Here is a 21178-nt window from a genome sequence, read left to right on the forward strand (position 1 = left end):
AACATCAGGGCATCGCGCACCCCATTGGCTATGCAGCCCCGCGCGACGCCGGCTGCTGTTGAGTCACGCAATGGATGTTGCCGCCGCCCAGCAGAATTTCGCGGGATGGCAGCATGACACTCTCACGCGTGGAAAAGATTCGATCGAGGATCGCTTTGACCGCAGCATCGGTCGACATGGCCAAAGCGGGCGACGGGTTCGACACTGAGGGATTCAGCCTTGCATTGCACTGTTGGACAAGCGAGCAATAAGGTTCGCTACACAGTATTGGCCGGTCGATCAATTGCTTCGTTGGGACGCGTATCCCGGCATCGAGCAACGATGTCCGCGCCCCCTCGCAAGCGCCTGAAACCCGATGACCGACGCGCTGATCGAACCCGACCGCCACGCGATTGCGCGCGGCATGGTCATCGCCGGGGTGGAACCGGGCCTGGGCCTGATACCAAGGTGCGTTGATCCTGACCCATGAGGATTTCCATTCCCGTTCGCTGGCGAGAAGGAGCGGCGAAGGCGATGTGGTTCATCGTCGAGCCGTTCCGCCGAAGTCCAGCGGACGGGAATGGAAGCCCTGCGGGCGGCTTCTGGCGGCCCACAGCAGCGTCGTGGGCTCGGAACGATGAACCACATCGCCCCTTCGCCCACTTCTCGCTGTGAACCGCCAGAAGCCGTCCTCATGGGTCAGGATCACCGCACCTTGGTATGACACGGGAACTTGCCGCCGACCGGCCGGAGGTATAGCGCGGACACCATGGCCAAAGCTGATCGTCTCGAACGCCTTGATACCCGCCGCATCGACCTCGAGGCGGATTACACCGCCGCGTTGATCGAGGCGCTGAAAGTCACCGCTGCAGGCAAATGGGGCCTGTTCGACCACAAGGCCGATCGCGTCGCGCGCGCAGCAACAGCGCCGGTCATCGAGCATCTCTCCGAGCTTGGCGAAGCCATCGATGCAGCGCGCGACCAGCTCGACATGGAACCTTTCGCGCTTCATCACGAATTTCTCGCCGCACGCGGCCCGGTCAGCCCGCAAGCCGTGGGCGAACCCAAACAGGCACAGGCCTGGCTGGCGCGACTGACCGCGCCAGCCTGAAAAGGAAAACCCCGGGACCGACTGGCGGCCCCGGGGCGGGATCAGGCCTGGTGTCGGCGGGTTAAATCGCCAAACAGGCCAGCTTGATTTCCAGATAGTCGTCGAGGCCAAGGTGCGAACCTTCGCGGCCCAGCCCGGATTCCTTGACGCCGCCAAACGGGGCGACTTCGGTCGAGATGATCCCGGTGTTGAACCCGACCATGCCGTATTCGAGCGATTCCATCAGGCGCCACTGACGCGGCGCGCTGGCGGTGTAGACATAGGCGGCAAGGCCCGCGCGCGTGTCATTGGCATAATGCACCGCTTGCGCTTCGTCGCTGAACCGGATCAGCCCGGCGAGCGGACCGAAAGTTTCCTCGCGCACCAACAAGGCGTCGGGCGCCACATTGACCAGCACCGTGGGGTGATAGAAGCGGTCGCCCGCCGCATGCGGCTCGCCCCCGGTCAACACGCGCGCACCATGGGCCAGGGCATCGGCGACATGCGCCGCGACTTTGGCAACGGCCCGCCCGTCGATCAGCGGACCCTGCTCGGTCGGACCGGCAAGACCATGACCGACGCGATAAGTCGCAACCCGCGCCGCCAGTTTTTCGGCAAATGCGTCATAGACCGCGTCATGGACGTAGAGCCGATTGGCGCAGACGCACGTCTGGCCGGTGTTGCGGAATTTCGACGCCAGCGCGCCTTCGACCGCCGCATCGAGATCGGCATCCTCGAACACGATGAACGGCGCATTGCCGCCGAGTTCGAGACTGACCCGCTTGACCGTCGAAGCACACTGCGCAGCGAGCAGCTTGCCCACCGGAGTCGATCCGGTGAACGTGAATTTCGCCACGCGCGGATCGCCGGTCAGCACGCCGCCGATGGCTTTGGCTTCGCCCGTCACCACGCTCAGCACGCCCGCCGGAACGCCCGCTTCTTCGGCCAGGACCGCCAGCGCCAGCGCCGAATACGGCGTCAGCTCGGACGGCTTGACCACGAACGTGCAGCCCACGGCCAGCGCCGGCCCCGCCTTGCGCGTGATCATCGCCAGCGGAAAGTTCCACGGGGTGATCGCGCCGACCACGCCGACCGGCTGACGCGTGACGACGAGGCGACGATCGGCCATGTGCGGCGTCAGCACTTCGCCGCGCACCCGGCGCGCCTCTTCGGCAAACCATTCGAGGAACGCGGCGGCATAAACCACTTCGCCCCGCGCTTCGGCCAGCGGCTTGCCCTGTTCGGCCGTCATGATCAGCGCCAGATCGTCGGCATGGGCCATCATCAGTTCGGCCCAGCGCCGCAGCACGGCGCCGCGTTCCTTGCCGGTCTTGGCACGCCAGCCGGCAAACGCGGCATGGGCGGCGGTCACCGCTTCATCGGCCTCGGCCGCACCGAAATCGGGGACATGCCCGATCACCTCTCCGGTCGCGGGATTATCGACCGCGATCGTGCGATCCGACGTGCGCCACGCGCCTGCGACGAACGCCGCCTCGCGCCACAAGTCGGGCCGCGCAAGATCGGGCCGCGACTTTACCGCGAGAGTGGCCGGCGCGTTCACGCCGTGACCTTTCCGGCGACTTTGGCGAGCGAGGCTTCGATGATGTCGAGCCCTTCGTCGATGATCGCATCCGACGCGGTCAGCGGCACGAGGATGCGGATGGTTTCGCCCTTGGTGCCGCACGACAGCAGGATAAGCCCCGCTTCGAGCGCCGCGACCGTCACGGCCTTGGCCATGGCGCCGTCGGTTTCGCCCGCCGCATTGGTCACGTCAAAGCCGACCATCGCGCCAAGCCCGCGCAGATTGGCCACCGGCAGCCCGGCAGCGGCAAAGGCCTTGACCCGCGCGCCGATCCGTTCGCCGATCGCGGTCGACCGGTCGAGCAGCTTTTCCTCGTCGATCACATCGAGCACGGCAAGCGCGGCGACAGTGCCGAGCGGCGAGCCGCCATAGGTGCCGCCCAGACCGCCCGGATCGAGCGCATCCATCAGCGGCGCGCGGCCGATCAGACCCGACAGCGGAAACCCGCCCGCCAGCGACTTGGCAATGCACACCAGATCGGGCTCGACACCGCTGTGTTCGATGCCGAACAGCTTGCCGGTGCGGCCAAAACCGGCCTGGACTTCGTCGGCGATCAGCAGGAAGCCATGCTGGTCGGCCAGCGCGCGCAGCGCTTCGAGGAATTCGGTCGGCGCGACGTGGAACCCGCCTTCGCCCTGCACCGGCTCGACGATCACTGCCGCGACGCGTTCGGGATCGACATCGGCGGCAAACAGATAGGCCAGCGCGGTCAGGCTGCGTTCGACAGTGTTGCCGTCGATCCCGGTGGGGAACGGCGCATGGAACACTTCGGGCGGCATCGGGCCGATCTTGCGCTTGTAGGGCGTGACTTTGCCGGTCATCGCCGAAGCGAGCAGCGTGCGGCCATGGAATGCGCCGGTAAAGGCGATCACCGCCGACCGACCGGTTGACGCGCGCGCGACCTTGATCGCGTTTTCGGTGGCTTCACCGCCGGTGGTGAAAAAGATCGTCTTGGCATCGCCCGAAAACGGCGCGCGCGCGTTCAGCCGCTCGGCCAGTTCGATATAGCTTTCATACGGGCTGACCTGAAACGCGGTATGCGAAAACCGGCCCAGCTGCGCTTCGACAGCGGCCATGACCTTGGGGTGACGGTGGCCGGTGTTGAGCACGGCGATACCGCCGGCAAAATCGACATAGCGGCGGCCTTCGACATCCCACAACTCGGCATTTTCGGCGCGGTCGGCATAGATCGCGGTGGACGAGGCAATGCCGCGCGGAACGGCGCGGTCGCGGCGGGCGGCAAGCGATGCATTGTCGGTCATGGCAGAGCCTTTACGAAGTGAAACCGGGTGAATCCGAAACTGGCGACATTATGGCACCACTCGCTTGCGTCGTTAAGCCGACAAATGGTAGCTAGGTGGTGATTCAGGGTTACCATTTATCATGACCGACCGCCCCCACTTGCCCCCCTTTTCCGCCTTGCGCGCGTTCGAGGCGTTTGGCCGCCATGGCAAAGTGCGCCGCACCGCCGCCGCGCTCGGCGTCAGCCATGCGATCATCAGCCGCCATCTGGCGGCGCTGGAGGATTGGCTGGGCACCACGCTGATCGACCGGGTCCATGGCGGACTGACCCCGGCGGGCGCCGATTACCACGCCCTGATCGGCCCCGCGTTCGATCAATTGTGCAGCGCGACCGAGCGCATGCGCGGCGATTCGGGCGCGCAGCTTCAGGTGTGGTCGATGCCGGGCCTGGCCTATCACTGGCTGACCAGTCGCCTGCCCGATTTCGGTCGGCGCCATCCGGGCCTTGCCGTCACGTTACGCCCCTCGGACGCCGCGCCCGATCTCAATCGCCACGAAGCCCATGCCGATCTGCGCTGGTGGCGCGACAGCGATCTTGCCGGCGGCGAACATCCGGCGATCGTGCGCGTGCCGGTGATTCGTCCGCGCGTCTTTCCGGTGGCGCGCCCCGATGCGCCCTGGCTCAAGGGGCGCACGGTGGACAAACCCGCAGACCTTTTGGCTCTGCCGCTGACGTATGAAGACGACGATGTCGAATGGCAGATCTGGTTTGCCGCGCACGGGCTGTTTTCCGAGCATGGGCCGGGGGCCGCGCTGCCGCCGCCGGTCGCGCGGCTGTGGCAGGCCCACATGACATTGGCCGCCGCGCGCGACGGTCAGGGCGTGGCCTTGACCAATGCCTTTCTGGCGGGCGAAGACCTTGCCGCCGGGCGCGTGATCGAACTGGGCGCAGGCAACCCCGCGTTTCGCGCGGTTTCGCTGGGCGCCTATTATCTGACCACGCATCGCGACAGCGGCGATATTCGCCCCTTGCGCCAGTTTTCCGCCTGGCTGACACAGATGGTCGACCAGGCGCCCGCGGATTGGCAGGCGCCGCCGCTGTAACGGTGCATTTCAAGCACCACCCGGGCGTCCATTGCGCCTTTTGAATCGGGGACTTTCGCCGCATCTGGCGGTGTCTGTCGCGCAGGCGATCCTGCGCGCCCAAGCCGGAGAGCCCGCATGGCCACGATTGCCAAACTCGACATCCGCAGCGCCGAAGAGCTGACCGCCGCAGCGGGCGACATCGACATGACGCATTTCTGGATGCCGTTTACCAACAACCGCTTTTTCAAGGCCAATCCGCGCCTGTTCGCCTCGGCGCGCGACATGCATTACACCACGACCGACGGGTTGCAGATTCTCGACGGCACAGCGGGCCTGTGGTGCGTCAATGCCGGGCATGGCCGCGCCCCGATCGCGGCGGCGATTGCCGAAGCCGCGCAGACGCTCGATTTCGCGCCGACGTTTCAGCTCGCCCATCCGCTGGCGTTTCAGGCGGCGAGCGCGGTTGCCAAAATCATGCCCCAGGGCCTCGACCGGGTGTTCTTTACCAATTCGGGCTCGGAAAGCGCCGACACCGCGCTCAAGATCGCGCTCGCCTATCACCACGCGCGCGGCGAAGGCACGCGTTTCCGCCTGATCGGGCGCCAGCGCGGCTATCACGGCACCAATTTCGGCGGCATGTCGGTCGGCGGCATCGGCGGCAACCGCCGTCGCTTTGTCAGCCAGGTCTGGGGCGCCGATCACCTCGCCCATACCCATGCCGATGCCGTCCGCTTTCAGCGCGGGCAGCAGCCGTCGAACGGCAATCTGGCCGACGAGCTCGAAGAACTGGTCCAGCTTCATGGCCCCGAAACCATCGCGGCGGTCATCGTCGAGCCGGTGGCCGGGTCGACCGGCGTGCTCGTGCCGCCGCAGGGCTATCTGCAACGGCTGCGCGACATCACGCGCAAATACGGCATCCTGTTGATCTTTGACGAAGTGATCACCGGGTTTGGCCGGCTCGGCACGGCGACGGCGGCGGAATACTTCGGCGTGACGCCCGACATCCTGACAATGGCCAAAGGGCTGACCAACGGCGCGGTGCCGATGGGCGCGGTCGCGGCCAGCCGGGACGTCCACGACACGATCATCGACAAGTCGCCCGCCGGTATCGAGTTCCTGCACGGCTATACCTATTCGGGCCATCCGCTGGCGGCGGCGGCGGCGATCGCCACGCTCAAGCTCTATGAAGACGAAGGCACATTTGCCCACACGGCAAGCCTTGCCAAAGCGTGGGAAGACGCCGCCCATGCCTTGCGCGACATTCCCACGGTCATCGACATCCGCAATCTCGGCCTCGTTGCCGGGATCGAGCTGGCCCCGCGCGAAGGCGCGCCCGGCGCGCGCGCGATGGAAGCGTTTCACCGCGCCTTCGACGCCGGCCTGCTGATCCGCGTGACCGGCGACATCATCGCGCTGTCGCCCCCGCTGATCGTCTCCGAAGCGCAGATCCACGAGATTTTCGACAAGCTCGCAACCGTTTTGCGCCAGACGGCCTGACCTCCGCTTCCCTCCCGAAGGACATCCCATGACCATCGTCGAACACGTCTTTGCCGGCGCCGCGCGCAGCCACGCGCCGCAAGGCGACCGCCTCGCCCCGGTCTACAATCCCTCGACCGGCGAAGTGGCGCGCCATGTGCGTCTGGCCGCCACGAGCGACATCGCCGCCGCCGTCGCCGCCGCCAAGGAGGCACAAGTCGGCTGGGCCGCGATGAACCCGCAGCGCCGCGCGCGCGTGCTGTTCCGCTTCAAGGATCTGATCGAACAGAACATGGAAAGCCTGGCCGAGCTCTTGTCGAGCGAGCACGGCAAGACTGTCCCCGATGCCAAAGGCGACATCCAGCGCGGGCTCGACGTCGTCGAATTCTGCTGCGGCGTGCCGCATCTGCAAAAGGGCGACTATACCCATGGCGCCGGGCCCGGCATCGACGTCTATTCGCTGCGCAGCCCGCTGGGCGTCGTCGCGGGAATCACCCCGTTCAATTTTCCGGCGATGATCCCGCTGTGGATGCTGGCCCCCGCGCTGGCGACGGGCAATGCCTTTATCCTCAAGCCATCCGAACGCGCGCCGAGCGTGCCGGTGCGGCTGGCCGAGCTTCTTGCCGAAGCCGGGCTCCCCGACGGCGTGCTGCAAGTCGTCCATGGCGACAAGGTCTCGGTCGACGCGCTGCTCGACCATCCCGATGTCAAGGCGATCAGCTTTGTCGGATCATCCGACATTGCCCAGGCGGTCTATGCGCGCGGAACGGCAAACGGCAAGCGGGTCCAGGCGATGGGCGGGGCCAAGAACCACGGCATCGTGCTGCCCGACGCCGATTTCGATTCCGCAGTCAATGACATCCTCGGCGCGGCCTTTGGCTCGGCGGGCGAACGCTGCATGGCGCTGCCGGTGGTCGTGCCGGTGGGCGAAGACACCGCCGAAGAACTGCGTCGCCGGCTGATCGACGGCATCGCCAGATTGCGCGTCGGCGTGTCGAGTGATCGCGACGCCGATTTCGGCCCGGTGATCACCGCGCAGCACAAGGCCAAGATCCTGTCGTACATCGATGCAGGCGTCGAAGAAGGCGCCGAACTGGTCGTCGATGGGCGCGGTTTCACGCTGCAGGGGCATGAAAACGGCTTTTTCGTCGGGCCGACGCTGTTTGACCGCGTAACGCCCAAGATGCGCTCCTATCAGGACGAAATCTTTGGCCCGGTGCTGCAGATCGTGCGCGCCGCCGCGCTCGACGAAGCGATCGCGCTGGCCACGCAGCACCAATACGGCAACGGCGTCGCGCTGTTCACGCGCAACGGCGGCGCGGCCCGGCGCTTTGTCGAAACGGTCGAAGTCGGCATGGTCGGGATCAATGTGCCGATCCCCGTTCCCGTCAGCTATCACAGCTTTGGCGGGTGGAAGCGCAGTGCGTTTGGCGATCACAACCAGTACGGCACCGACAGCATCCGCTTTTTCACCAAGACCAAAGTCGTCACGCAGCGCTGGCCCGATGACGGCGGCCCCGTCGCTGCGGGCAATGCGTTCATCATCCCGACGATGGGATAATACCAAGGCGCCGCTCTCGAACGAGAGCGGCGCCTGTTCGTTTCAGCCGAGCAGCACTTCGGCGATCTGCACCGCGTTGAGCGCGGCGCCCTTGCGCAAATTGTCACCGACGACAAACAGCGCCAGCCCATGCGCCACCGTCGGATCGGCGCGCACGCGTCCGACGAAAACCGGATCCTGCCCGGTGGCTTCGAGCGGGTTGGGCACTTCGCTGATCACCACGCCGGGCGCTGCGGCAAGCAGTTCGAGCGCGCGTTCAGGGCTGATCGGGCGGTCGAATTCGGCATTGATCGACAGCGAATGCCCGGTGAACACCGGCACGCGCACGCACGTCCCCGAAACGGGCAGTTCGGGGATTTCGAGGATCTTGCGGCTTTCATCGCGCAGCTTGATTTCTTCCTCGGTATAGCCGTCTTCGGCCAGGACGTAGTTCAGCGGCACGACATTGTGCGCCATCGGCACCGCCCACTTTTCCGCCTGCGGCAGCAAGTCTTCGTGCCCGCCGGTAGCCAATTCGCGCGCCTTGTCGCCGACATGGGCAAGCTGACGCGCCAAAACGTCGATCCCGGCAATGCCGCCGCCCGACACCGCCTGATAGGTCGAAACCACCAGCCGCTTGAGCCCGGCTTCATCGTGCAGCGGGCGCAGCACCGGCATGGCCGCCATCGTCGTGCAATTGGGATTGGCCACGATCCCGAGCGGCAGATCGGCAAGCGCGTGCGGGTTCACTTCGGCCACGACCAGCGGCACGCGGTCGTCGGAGCGCCAGGCCGAACTGTTGTCGATGACAATCGCGCCCGCCGCCGCCGCCTTGGGCGCAAGCTCGCGCGAGGTTGATCCGCCGGCAGAAAACAGCACGACATCGAGCCCGGCAAAATCGGCGGTTGCCGCATCTTCGACCACCACGCCGTCAAGCACGCGACCCGCCGAACGCGCCGAGGCAAACAAACGCAAAGTGGCGATCGGAAATTTGCGCTCCGCCAGAATTTCGCGAATCATCGTGCCGACAAGGCCGGTCGCGCCGACGATGCCGACATTGAGCTGCTGTCCGGGGGCAAACTTTTGAACCATGCGTCTATCTCCTGTCCTGGTGAGGAGCAGCGCGAGGTTCGTTTCGTTTCAGAAGAACCCCGCCTGTCCGTGTGCGGGGTCGATGTCCGGGTGGGGTGCCGTCAGATCGTGCACGCCCCCGACACCGACCACGCACCGCGCGCCGGTTTCGGGGTAATGGTAATGATCGGCTTTGCGAACATGGCCGCGCCCCTAGACCGAATTTTCGCGCAATGCAATTCCCGCAATGCCGTCATACCGCAAGCGGCAACACAGCGCCCTGATCGCGGGCCTTTTGGCGCAGAAACGTGCGCAGGCGGGAAATCGCCGGGCTGCTCCAGCGGTCGGCGCGCGCGACGAACCAATAACTGCCGATCGTGACCGGGCTGGTTCCCGGCACGGTCAGTTCGACCAGCGCACCGGCGGCAAGATCGCGCCCGACGAGATAGCGGTTGGCCAGCGCCAGTCCCCGCCCCTGCCGCGCGGCGGCAATGGCAAGATGCGCGTGCCACAGCAATGGCCCCGTCAGCGTCCGTTCCGGCGCCACGCCGTTATGCGTGAGCCAGGCGCGCCATTGTTCATGGTGTTCCTCGTGCAGCAAGGGCGCGGACAACAAGTCATCGGGCCCATCCAGACGAAGCGTTGCGGCGAGCGCCGGGCTGGCAACGATCATCAACGGCGGGCGCGCCAGTTCGAGCGCCTGCAGCCCCGGCCCGCCCGGTCGCGGCGGCCAGTCATCGCCGTAAAAACGGATGTCGGCATCGGCTTCGAATTGGGCAAGGTTTGCGCAAGCATCGGTCGGGCGCAATTCGACGGCAAAGCCGGGATCGCTGCGTTCGAAATCGGCCAGTTGGTCGGACAGCCATTGCGTGGCAAAGCCGGGCACCGCCCATAGCCGCACCCCTTCGCTGGCCCCTGCAGCCATGGCGTCGCGCGTCGCGGAGAGAAGGTCATGCACCGCCGCCGAAACCCGCACATGATAGGCGCGGCCGGCCTCGGTCAGCATCAGCCGCCCACCGGCACGATCGACCAGCGGCACGCCGAGCCAATCCTCCAGCGCGCGCAAGTGCCTGCTGACCACGGTATGATCGATGCCCAGTGCCAAGGCGGTGCGGCGAATGCCGCCGACCCGCCCCAGGACTTCGAACGCGCGCAGCGCCGCAAAGGGCGGCAGCGCGCGCCCGTCATTGTCTTGCCTGATCGGAGCCGGTTCGCTCAGCTTTGTCACTGCCCGGCCCCGTCAGATGATCATTTCAGCGTGGCGAGATAGGCGATCAGATTGGCGCGCTTGGCATCGTCGGTGACGGCAATCACCATGCGCGTGCCCGGAACCAGCTTTTGCGGCGCCTTGAGGAACGTGCTGAGCGTGGCCTTGTCCCAGGTCAGCTTCGAAGCCTTGAGCGCGGTCGAATAGGCAAAGCCGGTCGAAGCGGCCTTGCGCCCCACAACGCCGCGCAGATTGGGCGCCGCAACGCCGGGCTGGCCCGCCTTGATGGTGTGGCACGCGGTGCACTGGTGAAACACGGCCTCACCGGCAGCAACGTCTTCGGCGTGGGCGGCGACCGGGGCGAGCAGAGCAAGCGCGGCAATTGCAATCATCTTCATGAAAAAGTCTCCAGGGAGAGCGCCTTATAACAGCGCCAGGTAAGTGTCGTACTCGAAACGGTCGATATGCGAAAGGAAAGCAGCGCGGTCCTGCCGCTTGCAGGCGACGATGATGTCGACCAGCCGCGATCCGAAAATTCCGGCGGCCTTGTCCGATGCGGCAAAGCGTTCGATCGCCGCGCCCCATTCGATCGGAAGCGGCTCGCCCGCGCCCGGATTCAGCGGATCTTGCGGCGGCGGCGGCATGGCCCCTGCCTCGATCCCCTGAAGCATCGCGCCGAGCATCGCGCCGAGCGCGAGATAGGCATTGGCATCCGCGCCGGAAATGCGGTGTTCGATGCGCGTCGCTTTTGCGCCGCCGCCGACCTTGCTGCCGTCGATCACGCGGATCGCGGCGGAGCGGTCGTCATGGCCCCATCCCGCCGAAACGGGGGCATGGGCATCGGGGCGGAAGCGGCGAAACGAATTGGCATTGGGCGCAAAGGCCAGCATCGTTTCGGGCATCGCCGCGACCAGCCCGGCCACGGCGTGAAACAGCGTCGGCGCGGGGCCGCCGGTCATCGCATCGGCCAGCACATTGGCGCCCGAGGCATCGTTCACGCTGGCATGGATATGCATCCCGCTGCCCGAAGCCTCGCCATAAGGCTTGGCCATGAAGGTCGCGCCAAACCCGTGTTTTTGCGCAAGACCGCGCACGATCCGGCGCAGCAGCATGGCATCGTCGGCCATCGCCAGCGCATCGGGGCGATGGAGAATGTTCAATTCGAACTGCCCCGGCCCGGCCTCGCTGATCACGCCGTCGGCGGGAATGCCGATCGCATGCGCGCAATGCAGGATTTCATCGATCAGCCGCTTGTGCGTGGCCAGCGTGCTGGTCGACAAGGTCTCGTTGCGCCGCCAGCTCGCAGCGCCCGCCCCGTCGGGCGGCACCGGCACCCCCTGCTCAAGCCGATAGAGATAGAATTCGAGCTCGACCGCGACCACCGGGGTCAGCCCGCGCGCGGCATAGCGGCCGAGGATCGCTTCGAGCGCGCCGCGCGGATCGGCGTCCGCCGGGGCGCCGCTGCCGTCGCGCAAAGTCAGGAAGGCCTGCGCCATCGCCCCTTCGAGCCACGGCACCAGGGCAAACCGCCCCGACACCGGATAGCCCACGCCATCGGGATCGCCCGTGCCGAAGGCCAGCCCCGCTTCGGCGACATCGCAGCCCCAGGCATCCTGCGCAAAGATCGACAGCGGGATCGGCAATCCTTTGGCATCGACGCTCATCGCCTTGTCGCGCGCCAGCCATTTGCCTTTTGGCGCGCCGGCCAGGTCGAATACGAAAGCCTCGACCCCATCTACTTCGGGATGCGCTTCCAAAAACGCGGACAGCGATGCCTGTTCAATCGATGACATGGTGTGATCACATAAGTCATGCCCACCGCGCTGTCCAGTCGGGCAGACATCCTTGTTACCGGCCCAAAGGACGCAAATCCGTCCGGTTTTGCCAAGCGCCGGGCGCGGTGTGCCATCAAGGCAATTGCGTCTCTGGCCGTGACCATTATGACACAGCCCCAGCTAAGATCACAGTTTAGATTCGGAGTTTATCGAGCGCATGCCGACACTTCCCGCCGACATTTCGCCGCTTGCCGTGATCGGCAGCCGCCGCATGGGCGCCGCCGACGGTGCCGTTCTGGCCAGCATAAACCCCGCGACAGGCACAGTGCTGACCGATCTTCCGGCCTGCGGCCCGGCGGAAATCGATGCCGCCGTGGCGGCGGCCAGGGCGCGATTCGAAGCGGGCAGCTGGGCGGCGATGGCGCCGCGCCAGCGCAAGGCCATCCTGCTGCGCGTCGCCGACGCGGTGGCCGCGCGTGCCGAGGAATTCGCCCTGCTCGAAACGCTCGATGCCGGAAAGCCGATCGGCGACACCCGCGCGGTCGATGTGCCGCTCGCGCTCGGCACGCTGCGCTATTATGCCGAAGCGATCGACAAGATCCACGGCGAAGTCGGCCCCTCGGGCCCCGACCGGCTGTCCTGGGCGCTGCATGATCCTTTGGGCGTGATCGGCGCGATCGTGCCGTGGAATTTCCCTCTGCACATGGCGATGTGGAAAATCGCGCCCGCCATCGCCATGGGCAATTCAGTGGTGGTCAAGCCGTCGGAGCTGACCTCGCTGACCGCGCTGCGCTTTGCCGAAGTCGCGCTTGAGGCGGGCCTGCCCGATGGCGTGCTCAATGTCGTGCCCGGCACCGGCGCGGCGGCGGGCGCGGCGCTGGCGAGCCACATGGATGTCGACATGATCACGTTCACCGGCTCCGGCCCGGTCGGGCGGCAATTGCTGCGCTATTCGGCAGACAGCAATCTGAAGCGCGTCAGCCTCGAACTGGGCGGCAAGTCGCCGCACATCGTGTTTGCCGACTGGCCCGATCTCGACCGCGCCGCCGAAGCCGCCGCCTGGGGCATTTTCTACAATCAGGGTCAGGTCTGCACGGCGGGATCGCGCCTTTTGGTGCAACGCTCGATCCATGCCGAATTTGTCGAACGGCTGATCAAGGTCGCCGCGACCATCCGTCCCGGCGATCCGCTCGATCCGGCGACGCGGCTGGGCGCGATCATCAGCGAAAAGCAGATGAACGGCGTCTTGTCGCGCATTGCCGATGCCCGGCGCGAGGGCGCCGACCTGGTGCTCGGCGGAGAGCAGGCGCGCAAGGACAGCGGCGGTTTTTTCATCGAGCCGACGATTTTCGACAATGTCGATCCGGCCGGTGCTCTGGCGCGCGAGGAAGTGTTCGGCCCGGTGCTCGCGGTGATCCCGTTCGACACCCCCGAAGAAGCGCTGCGGCTGGCCAACGACAGCGATTTCGGGCTCGCCTCGGGGCTGTGGACCGGCTCGATGACGACCGCCAACCATTTCGCGCGCGCCCTTCGCGCCGGGCTGGTGTGGATCAACGGCTGGGATGCCTGCGACATCACGATGCCTTTTGGCGGGTTCAAGCAATCGGGTTTCGGGCGTGACCGCAGCCTTCATGCGCTTTACAAGTACGCCGACCTGAAATCGATCTCGGTGAGTTTTCCTGCATGAGTCGCCCGCTGCTCGGGATTGTGTCCTGTACCCGCGAATTCGAGGATGAAACGATCCATCGCGTGATCGACCGCTATCTGCGCGCGCCCGCGCGATGGTCCGGCGTCGATGTCGTGCTGATCCCGGCGCTGGGCCTGCTTGCCGATCAGCGCAATCTCGCCGCGCGGATCGACGGCCTGTTGCTGACCGGCAGCACGTCGAATCTCGAAGCCTGGCGCTATGGCGCAAACAGCGATCACGGCCCGTTCGACCCCGACCGCGACACCACCGCGCTGACGCTGGCGGGCGCGACGATCGACGCGGGCAAGCCGGTGTTCGGGATCTGCCGGGGGTTTCAGGAATTGAACGTGGTGTTCGGCGGCACGCTGCAACACCTGCCGCGCGAACGCCAGGCGCTGCACCACGCCCCCGACGGCGTCTCGCTCGACGCGATGTTCGAACACGGCCACCGCGTCACCCCGGTCCCCGGCGGCGTGATCGCATCGGCGCTCGGCACGGCGCCGATGACGGTCAATTCGGTCCACTTTCAGGCAGTCCGGACTCTCGGCGAAGGCCTGACCGCCGAAGCGCACGCCCCCGATGGCCTGATCGAGGCCTTTTCGGCCCGCATCGGCACCGCGCAAATCCTCGCCGTGCAATGGCACCCCGAATGGGACGCCGAGCGCAACCCGCAATCGCGCTGGTTCTTCACCGCGCTGGGCGAAGCGATGGGCGCCGAGCCGGCGATTGCGGCAGACGCCGCATAAACGCGCTCAATCCGCAACGCCCGTGGCCAGTTGGCGGCGGCGCAGCAGACTGACGCCGATCGCCAGCACGGCAATGGGCACGACCATGCAGCCGAACGCCGTGGCGCCGTCGAGCCCGGCAAACAGCATCGCGGTCAGCCGCGATCCGGTGGTCCCGCCCAGCGCCGAAAAGATCACCACCAGCCCCATCAATTCGGCATGGCGCGCGCGCGGGCTGGACGACAGCAACACCGAAACCAGCGTCGGATAGATCGGCGCCATGAACAGCCCGACCCCCAGAAACAGCCAGGCCGCCAGCGGCGCGTGGAACCAGTCGGTAACCGGCGCAGCCCCGAGATGGCGGCTGAGCGGCACGATCAGCGCGATCGCCAGCGCCACGGCGCCAAGGCAGGCATTGACCACGCGATACCAGCCGAACCGCTGAATCAGCACGCCGCCGCCCAATCGGCCCAGCGCGATCGAACCGGCGAAAAAGCTGCCTGCAAGCACGCTCATCGATTGCGGCAGGCGCAAGACTTCGTTGTTGAACGTCGGCAGCCAGGTGCCGATGCCCTGTTCGACAAAGACATAGGAAAAGGCGCAAAGAATGAACACCATGACCAGCGGCAGCCGCGCCAGCGCCAGCATCGCGAGGATCGAGGGCGGCTCGCCCTTCGCAGCTTCGGGCGCATGGCCCGCCGCCAGCAGCAGCGCAAGGCACAGCGCGCACAACGCGGCAAGGATCCAGTAGACATCGAGCCAGTCGCGGCTCGTGTCGATCAGGCCGTGCCCGACGAACAGGCTGAACAGCACGGTGACCGACAGCACCCCGACCATGAACCCGCCTTCGATGATCGAGGTCAGCGCGGCATGCGCGCGCGGGCTGTCGGTCACTTGCCCGATCAGCGTGTAAATGCCGACCTTGATGAACGCAAAGGCCGTGCCGATCAGCGCGAAATGCAGACAGATCGCCCAATAGGCCCCGGCCAGCGGCATCATCACACAAGCCAGCACCGACAAGGCCAGCGCGCCCGCCATCGCGCGCCGAATGCCGATCCGCGTCAGATAGCTGGCCGTCAGGAACGAAACGGCGGCGATGCTGACATCCTTGCACCCGTCGAACCAGCCCGCCCCGGCCTTGGTCACGCCAAGGCTGGCGATCGAACGCAGGATGACCGTGCCCACCGTATTGAGCAGCATGCCGTAGGCCAGGTACGTCAGCACCATGGCGAGAATGAGCCGCGATCGCTGGGTCATGGCCGACGGTATCCTGCATAAAAACGGGGGCGGCGGGCGCAAGGTCCGCCGCCCCCGAGGGTGGAAGTTACACCATGGATCCTAGAACTTGTAGCCGACCGTAAACCGGAACGAACGGCCAAAGATCGGACGCAAGTCGGGGATGGCCGCCGTCGCCGAAGCCGTATTGAAACGCGGATTGCCCTCGGTCAGCCCGTGCGTATTGGTGAGGTTGTCAGCCGCGACCTGGAAGCTGAGGCCGCCATGCTCAACGAGGAGACCGGCGCTCAGCGTCTGATAGGCACCCAGCGCCTGCTTCTCGCCCAGATCGCTGTAACGCTGGCCCAGCGCTTCCAACGTAGCATAGAGCGTGGCGTTGGTATTGCCGAACGAGGCCTTGTACGCCGGGGTAAGCCGCAACTGATACTTGGGAATCCGCGACGCCTGCTTGCCATCGATGGGAATAAGCTCCCCGGTCAAGCTATCGACGATGCTCTGCCCCGGTGCCCAGGTCTTGGGATTTTCGAGCACGGCATCGGTGGCGATGCTCAGGCCGAAATCGCTCGTCCAGCTTCCTGCGAATTCCAGACCCCAGGTCTTCGAACCGGCCACTGTCGGGGCGACGCCGACATCGTTGTACACTTCGCCGGTGACTTTGTCGTAAAACCCGGTCAGCGCGAGGTCGAGCCCGTGTTCGCGGTATTTCACCCCGGCCTCGATCGACAGCACTTTCCATTTTTCATCAAGCGAGGGCCCGGTGTTGCCGATCTGCGAGCGCAGATCGTCAAAGGTCGGCATGTGATAGCCCTGGCTGGCGCGCACATAGAGATTGAGATTGGGCATCGCCTTGTAATCGAGCCCGACCGACCAGGGCGCGGCATCGTTCTTTTTGGACAGCGACGCGGGCGCGCCGTTCTGCTCGATGTCGAAACGGGTCTTGAGCACTTCGTAGCGGATACCCGCGTCAAGCCGCAGCTGCTCGGTAATCTGCCAGCTGTCGGCAAGGTAGAACGCGTTTTCGTCCGCAGAGCCGAAATCGGCGATGGCAAACGAGCTCAGCGCGCCGTTGTTCAGATTGACGAGGTCGCCCGAGCCACCCACCTGCATCCAGTAATTGTTGCCCAGGCTCCACATGTCGTCGGAGCTGAAATGATTGAAGTAATAGCCCGCCGTGATCTTGTGCGTGCCCGCCTTGAACGTCAGCGCGGCTTCGTTGCTGACCGCGCGGAGCTGCTTTTCGACGACCCAGGCGCCGAACTGCTGAACATAATCGTTACCCGCCAGCGCCTGCTGGGTGTGAAGGCCGGTGACCGTGGTCTGCCCCTCGCTGCCGTCGCCGTTGGCCAGAGCCGTCGCCACGGTGATCGCGCCGGCGCCCTGCGGCACCAGCCCGGTGGTCTGCAACGTGCCGCTGGTAAAGCCGAAGTGGTCGGCGAAATCGAGATGATCGCCAAGGCTGAGCGACAGGTTGCCGCCGCCGATCACGCCCTTCCAGCCGCGACCCGAACCGATGTCGAATTGTTCGGTCGACGATCCGCCCGAGCCGGGCGTGACGATCGTCAGATAGCGGTTGTTGGCGTTGAGCTGATTGTACGTGCCCAGATTGAGGCCGGGGACCTTGGTGGCAAAAGGCAGGAACCATTCGCCGTGATCGTCGGTATAGCGGGCGAAGAAGTTGATCTTTCCGGCGTCGAACGTGTGCGTGATGTTGGCGGTGATCTGTCCGCCCTTTTCGGTGTCGAACCCGGCCGAGCGCACCGTGTCGCCCGCCTGATAATAGCCGCCGACCATGTAATAGGTGTCTTCGGCCAGCTTGCCCGACAAGTATCCGTCGATACGCCGCGCGCCATAGTCGGTCGCCGAAACCTTGACGTCGCCCGAAGTCGCTTCATGACCTTCGCGCAGGATCAGGTTCGCGGTCAGGCCGGGCTGACCGTCGGAATAGAGCGCCGCCGGGCCGCCGTTGACCGCTTCGATATTGGCCACGGTTTCATCGAGGCGCACCAGCGCGGTCTGATCCATGAACGAGGGACTGTTGACACCGTAGACCGGCACGCCGTCGAACTGCATGGTGACAAACGGCGCATCGCCGGTGGTCGGAATGCCGCGCACCATGACGTTTGACGTGCCCACACCGCCCGAGCTTTCGACCCAGATGCCCGGAACCGATTTCAACAGGTCGCCCGTGCTCTTCGGGTTCTGAATGGCGATGTCGTTCGACGAGATCGTGGTGATCGAATAGCCGGCTTCGAGCTTTCTGATGCCGTTGCCCGCCGCGCGGCCGGTGACGATGATGTCCGGCGCGGCGGCGTCGGCGGCGGGGGCCGAAGCCGGAGCCGTCGGCGTGCTTTGCGCAAAAGCCGCAGTCGGCAAGGCGACCGCCGCGATCGTCGACAGCAGCAAGTGCCGGTGCGTCATGAATGATCCTCTTTTGGTCATGGTACGTCCTCCCTCGAAATGGCGCTACGCCTCGTGCGTCGCTGCCAATGGTGTGCTGTGTGTGGTCAGAATGCGGGCCAGAGTCAGATCGCCGATCCGCGGCGCGGTGTGCGCCGTGCCGTCGAGCGATCCGGCGGGGCCGATGCCGATCGCGACCATGCCCGCCGCGTTGATCGCCGCGATTCCGGCCTGCGCGTCCTCGATCCCGACACAGGCCGACGGCGCCAGCCCCAGCGCATCGGCGCAGGCGAGAAAGATGTCGGGCGCGGGCTTTGGCGCGGCCATCGCCCCGGCATCGGCGATGAAATCGAACTGATCGGCAATGCCGAGCCGGGCGAGCACGTCGGGCGCATTGCGGCTGGCCGAAGCGAGCGCGATGCGGAGGCCCGCGGCGCGCGCGGCGGCAAACAGCGCGGTCACGCCGTCGAACAGATGGGCCGGGGTATAAGCGGCCAGCCGGTCGCGATAGATCGCGTTCTTTTCGGCAAGGCAGGCGGCAAAGGCCTCGTCGGACAAAGTCACGCCCGAATGGTCGAGAATCAGGCGCAGCGACCCGGCACGATCGACGCCTTTGAGCCGCTCGTTGAACGCGCGGTCGAACGTGAAACCGTGGCGCCGGGCAAGCTCGCCCCAGGCCGCGCAATGATCCTCTGCCGTGTCGGTCAGCACGCCGTCGAGATCGAAAATCAGCGCCTTCAGCGCGAGCGCGGGGGCATGGACCGGCTCTGCCCCGATCTCCAGCGCGCGGCCATGGTCAAACAGCGCGACCGGCGCGCCCGCAATCAGCCGGTAGGTTGCCCCTTCGGGCGCGACGGACAGCGCCAGAACGCTGCCGCGCCAGTGCAGCCGCAGCGTATAGCGCACGAGCCCCGGCGCCGATTGCGGGCGGAAATGCAAGGCGCCGTCGCGCACCGACAGCCCTGCCCAACCGGCAGCGAGCGCGTTCCAGCTGCCCGCCAGCGCGGCCATGTGCAGCCCGTGATCGGTGTTGTGATGACGGTTTTCGAGATCGACGAACGCCGCCTCGTCGAGAAACCGGTGCGCCGGGCCAAATGCGCCGATCCGCGCGGCGACAATCGCAAAGGCAGGCGCCGACAGCGTCGAATCGTGCGAGGTGATCGGCTCGTAAAAGGCATAGTTGGCCGCCTGACGCGCGATCGGCATATCGACCAGCCCCATCGCCAGCGCCTGAATCACATCGCCCTGTTTGCACACCTGATGGCGAAACAGCGTCATCGGGTGATGATCGAGCAGCAAGGGGCGACCCGGCACGCGCAAGGGGAACGGAAACGGCGGGCGCGACAGAAAGCTGTCATCCTGCGCGCTGACGCCGCCGCTGCCGGCGACCGGCAGCGCCATCGCAGCGGCGGCGCGCGCCCACAGCGCAGGCTCATCGTCGTCAAGCCCGATCCGCTGGGCCAATGCGGCAAAGGCGTCGGGGTCCGCAGCCTTGATCTGCGCGGCGGTCGCGGCGGCAAAGGCCAGGTGCTGACGCGCGGCAGCGTTGGTATAGAAATCGTTGTCGACCAGCGCGGTATATTCGTCGGGCCCGGTCACGCCGTAAATGCAGAACGCCCCGCCGCGCGCCGAATCGAAACGCCCGATCAACGGCCAGATACGCGCCGTCTCGAACAGCATTTCGGCAGCCTCGGTCAACAGCGCGGTATCGCCGGTGGCCTCGACATAAAGCTTGAGCGCATAAGCGATGTCGGCATTGATATGCACTTGCGCGGCGCCGGTCGGATAGTGCGACGAACATTCGCGCCCGGCAATCGTGCGCCAGGCATAGAGCGCCCCCTTGCCATGGCCGAGCAGCCGCGCATTGCTGCGCGCAGCATCGAGCGCGCCGATGCGATAGGCGATCAGCGTGCGCGCGCGATCAGGCGCGGTAAACACCAGTGCGGGCAGGAGAAATGCCTCGGTATCCCAAAACGTATGCCCTTCGTAGCCGTCGCCGGTCAGCCCCTTGGCCGCCGTGCCAAAGGCCGCATCGCGCGAGGCCGATTGCAGGATCTGGAACTGGTTGAAGGCGAGCGCGCGAGTGAGCGCGGCGTCGTCCTCGATGGCACAGGCCGCCCCCGCCCAGAAGCGGCCGAGCCATGCCGCCTGATCTCCTGCCAGCGTGTCGAAAGAAGGGAGAGGGGAACTTTCGACAGCGCCGGCAGAAGTGGCGGAAACGATCCGGTCAAAGCCGAGACTTTCGCCCGGCGCGAGATGGGCGACGATCGCGCTGCCCTGAACAGTATCCGGGCGGGCCGCGATCGCCTGGCGATAGCTCAGCGCGAGATCGCCGCTGGTAAAGCGCGTTGTGACGGCATCGATGCGGTGCGCCTGCCATTGGCGCACCAGTCGGGCCGAAATGCGCGGATCGTCGGCATCGCCCGCCGCGCTGTCATGGCCGAGGCCAAAGACGGGCTGGAGCGTTACCGTGCCGGCGAAGTCGATGGCCGTCAGGCGAAACCGCGTGGCGACGATCGGCCCGCCGTCGAGCGGCACAAGACGCTGCACGGCCACTTCGAATGTGCGCCCGTCGGCAAGACACCAGCGCGCAGTGCGGTGCAGCACGCCTGCAGCAAGATCGAGATGGCGCGCAAAGCCCTCCAGCCGCGCCTGCGTCATGTCGAGCGTGGCGCCGTCGATGGCGATGCGCAAAGCCACCGGGCTGGGGCAAAGCACGCGCGTTTCGGTCGCGGTGGCATAGCCCGGAAAGGCTTCGTGATAGGCAATCGGCCGGGTGACGAAAGCCGCGGGCAGGATCAGGTCGGGCGCAGTGGCCAGCTCATCGACCGAACCCTTGATGCCGATCAGCCCATTGGCGAGCGCAAACAGCGCGGCAAAGGAATCCGCCAGCGGCTCTTGCGAGGCAGGCTGATGAATCGGCTGGACGCACGGGCTCGACGAGACGCTGGGCACTTTCGATCCTCTTCCCGGCCGCGCCCTGAGATCGGGCGTCGACTCCATGAAGAGGTGAAATAGAGAGCGAATGGTATCGTTGTCAAGTTATCGATACCATTTTTGGAAAAGCCAAAGCCGACACGCCAAG

16 protein-coding genes are annotated in these 21178 nt (G+C 66.0%); 6 read left to right on the top strand and 10 right to left on the bottom strand.

Annotation, left to right across the window (positions count from 1 at the left end; genetic code table 11):
* Nucleotides 1–28: 28 nt before the first annotated feature.
* Complete coding sequence (locus tag AQZ50_RS21215; RefSeq protein ID WP_082703346.1) at nt 29–178, bottom strand: agmatine deiminase family protein; 150 nt, start codon at nt 176–178, stop codon at nt 29–31.
* Between the two features lie 570 nt (nt 179–748).
* Here AQZ50_RS21215 and AQZ50_RS01775 point away from each other — a divergent pair.
* Nucleotides 749–1090, top strand: a complete 342-nt coding sequence (locus AQZ50_RS01775) for a hypothetical protein (RefSeq protein WP_067741703.1) — start codon at nt 749–751, stop codon at nt 1088–1090.
* A 61-nt stretch (nt 1091–1151) separates the two neighbouring features.
* On the opposite strand, the gene AQZ50_RS01780 is transcribed toward AQZ50_RS01775, so the two are convergent.
* Both AQZ50_RS01780 and gabT read right to left on the bottom strand, forming a co-directional pair.
* Nucleotides 1152–2630 carry an NAD-dependent succinate-semialdehyde dehydrogenase gene (locus tag AQZ50_RS01780; RefSeq protein WP_067741705.1) on the bottom strand — a complete coding sequence of 493 codons (1479 nt, stop codon included), beginning with the start codon at nt 2628–2630 and terminating at the stop codon, nt 1152–1154.
* Complete coding sequence (gene gabT, locus AQZ50_RS01785; RefSeq protein ID WP_067741708.1) at nt 2627–3913, bottom strand: 4-aminobutyrate--2-oxoglutarate transaminase; 1287 nt, start codon at nt 3911–3913, stop codon at nt 2627–2629. Before gabT ends, AQZ50_RS01780 begins: the two co-directional genes overlap by 4 nt.
* A gap of 121 nt (nt 3914–4034) precedes the next feature.
* Between gabT and AQZ50_RS01790 the strand changes: the two genes are divergently transcribed.
* From AQZ50_RS01790 to AQZ50_RS01800, 3 genes are all read left to right on the top strand, one after another.
* Complete coding sequence (locus AQZ50_RS01790; RefSeq protein ID WP_067741711.1) at nt 4035–4997, top strand: LysR substrate-binding domain-containing protein; 963 nt, start codon at nt 4035–4037, stop codon at nt 4995–4997.
* A 117-nt stretch (nt 4998–5114) separates the two neighbouring features.
* Entirely contained in the window at nt 5115–6476 is a 1362-nt protein-coding gene (locus AQZ50_RS01795; protein ID WP_067741714.1) for an omega-aminotransferase AptA, read from the top strand.
* 28 nt (nt 6477–6504) lie between these two features.
* Nucleotides 6505–8016, top strand: a complete 1512-nt coding sequence (locus AQZ50_RS01800) for a CoA-acylating methylmalonate-semialdehyde dehydrogenase (protein ID WP_067741717.1) — start codon at nt 6505–6507, stop codon at nt 8014–8016.
* 42 nt (nt 8017–8058) lie between these two features.
* Here AQZ50_RS01800 and AQZ50_RS01805 read toward each other — a convergent pair whose 3' ends face one another.
* The 4 genes from AQZ50_RS01805 to AQZ50_RS01820 form a co-directional block, all read right to left on the bottom strand.
* Nucleotides 8059–9087, bottom strand: coding sequence for an aspartate-semialdehyde dehydrogenase (locus tag AQZ50_RS01805; protein ID WP_067741720.1), 1029 nt, complete (start codon nt 9085–9087; stop codon nt 8059–8061).
* Nucleotides 9088–9319: 232 nt separating this feature from the next.
* The gene (locus tag AQZ50_RS01810; protein WP_067741723.1) at nt 9320–10294 is read right to left on the bottom strand and encodes a LysR substrate-binding domain-containing protein; all 975 of its coding nucleotides are present in this window, start codon (nt 10292–10294) and stop codon (nt 9320–9322) included.
* Nucleotides 10295–10314: 20 nt separating this feature from the next.
* Complete coding sequence (locus AQZ50_RS01815) at nt 10315–10671, bottom strand: c-type cytochrome (RefSeq protein ID WP_067741726.1); 357 nt, start codon at nt 10669–10671, stop codon at nt 10315–10317.
* Nucleotides 10672–10695: 24 nt separating this feature from the next.
* Complete coding sequence (locus AQZ50_RS01820) at nt 10696–12066, bottom strand: glutamine synthetase family protein (protein WP_067741728.1); 1371 nt, start codon at nt 12064–12066, stop codon at nt 10696–10698.
* A 199-nt stretch (nt 12067–12265) separates the two neighbouring features.
* On the opposite strand from AQZ50_RS01820, the gene AQZ50_RS01825 reads away from it, so the two are divergent.
* Entirely contained in the window at nt 12266–13735 is a 1470-nt protein-coding gene (locus AQZ50_RS01825) for an aldehyde dehydrogenase (protein WP_067741730.1), read from the top strand.
* Nucleotides 13732–14481, top strand: coding sequence for a gamma-glutamyl-gamma-aminobutyrate hydrolase family protein (locus tag AQZ50_RS01830; RefSeq protein WP_067741732.1), 750 nt, complete (start codon nt 13732–13734; stop codon nt 14479–14481). Before AQZ50_RS01825 ends, AQZ50_RS01830 begins: the two co-directional genes overlap by 4 nt.
* Before the next feature lie 6 nt (nt 14482–14487).
* Here AQZ50_RS01830 and AQZ50_RS01835 read toward each other — a convergent pair whose 3' ends face one another.
* The 3 genes from AQZ50_RS01835 to pgmB all read right to left on the bottom strand — a co-directional run bounded on the left by AQZ50_RS01835 (nt 14488) and on the right by pgmB (nt 21048).
* Complete coding sequence (locus AQZ50_RS01835) at nt 14488–15717, bottom strand: MFS transporter (RefSeq protein ID WP_067741734.1); 1230 nt, start codon at nt 15715–15717, stop codon at nt 14488–14490.
* Between the two features lie 81 nt (nt 15718–15798).
* Entirely contained in the window at nt 15799–18114 is a 2316-nt protein-coding gene (locus AQZ50_RS01840; RefSeq protein ID WP_067742377.1) for a TonB-dependent receptor, read from the bottom strand.
* Nucleotides 18115–18159: 45 nt separating this feature from the next.
* Nucleotides 18160–21048: a beta-phosphoglucomutase gene (gene pgmB, locus AQZ50_RS01845; RefSeq protein WP_231730061.1), complete on the bottom strand. Its 2889-nt coding sequence runs from the start codon at nt 21046–21048 to the stop codon at nt 18160–18162.
* Nucleotides 21049–21178 lie beyond the last annotated feature (130 nt).

Source organism: Novosphingobium sp. Fuku2-ISO-50 (genome assembly GCF_001519055.1).
GTDB lineage: Bacteria > Pseudomonadota > Alphaproteobacteria > Sphingomonadales > Sphingomonadaceae > Novosphingobium.

Excerpts from the sequence above, each read along its gene's own strand:
- AQZ50_RS21215 (WP_082703346.1), bottom strand. The coding sequence starts at position 178 with ATGTCGACCGATGCTGCGGTCAAAGCGATCCTCGATCGAATCTTTTCC.
- AQZ50_RS01775 (WP_067741703.1), top strand. The coding sequence starts at position 749 with ATGGCCAAAGCTGATCGTCTCGAACGCCTTGATACCCGCCGCATCGAC.
- gabT (WP_067741708.1), bottom strand. The coding sequence starts at position 3,913 with ATGACCGACAATGCATCGCTTGCCGCCCGCCGCGACCGCGCCGTTCCG.
- AQZ50_RS01790 (WP_067741711.1), top strand. The coding sequence starts at position 4,035 with ATGACCGACCGCCCCCACTTGCCCCCCTTTTCCGCCTTGCGCGCGTTC.
- AQZ50_RS01795 (WP_067741714.1), top strand. The coding sequence starts at position 5,115 with ATGGCCACGATTGCCAAACTCGACATCCGCAGCGCCGAAGAGCTGACC.
- AQZ50_RS01800 (WP_067741717.1), top strand. The coding sequence starts at position 6,505 with ATGACCATCGTCGAACACGTCTTTGCCGGCGCCGCGCGCAGCCACGCG.
- AQZ50_RS01805 (WP_067741720.1), bottom strand. The coding sequence starts at position 9,087 with ATGGTTCAAAAGTTTGCCCCCGGACAGCAGCTCAATGTCGGCATCGTC.
- AQZ50_RS01815 (WP_067741726.1), bottom strand. The coding sequence starts at position 10,671 with ATGAAGATGATTGCAATTGCCGCGCTTGCTCTGCTCGCCCCGGTCGCC.
- AQZ50_RS01820 (WP_067741728.1), bottom strand. The coding sequence starts at position 12,066 with ATGTCATCGATTGAACAGGCATCGCTGTCCGCGTTTTTGGAAGCGCAT.
- AQZ50_RS01825 (WP_067741730.1), top strand. The coding sequence starts at position 12,266 with ATGCCGACACTTCCCGCCGACATTTCGCCGCTTGCCGTGATCGGCAGC.
- AQZ50_RS01830 (WP_067741732.1), top strand. The coding sequence starts at position 13,732 with ATGAGTCGCCCGCTGCTCGGGATTGTGTCCTGTACCCGCGAATTCGAG.
- AQZ50_RS01835 (WP_067741734.1), bottom strand. The coding sequence starts at position 15,717 with ATGACCCAGCGATCGCGGCTCATTCTCGCCATGGTGCTGACGTACCTG.
- AQZ50_RS01840 (WP_067742377.1), bottom strand. The coding sequence starts at position 18,114 with ATGACGCACCGGCACTTGCTGCTGTCGACGATCGCGGCGGTCGCCTTG.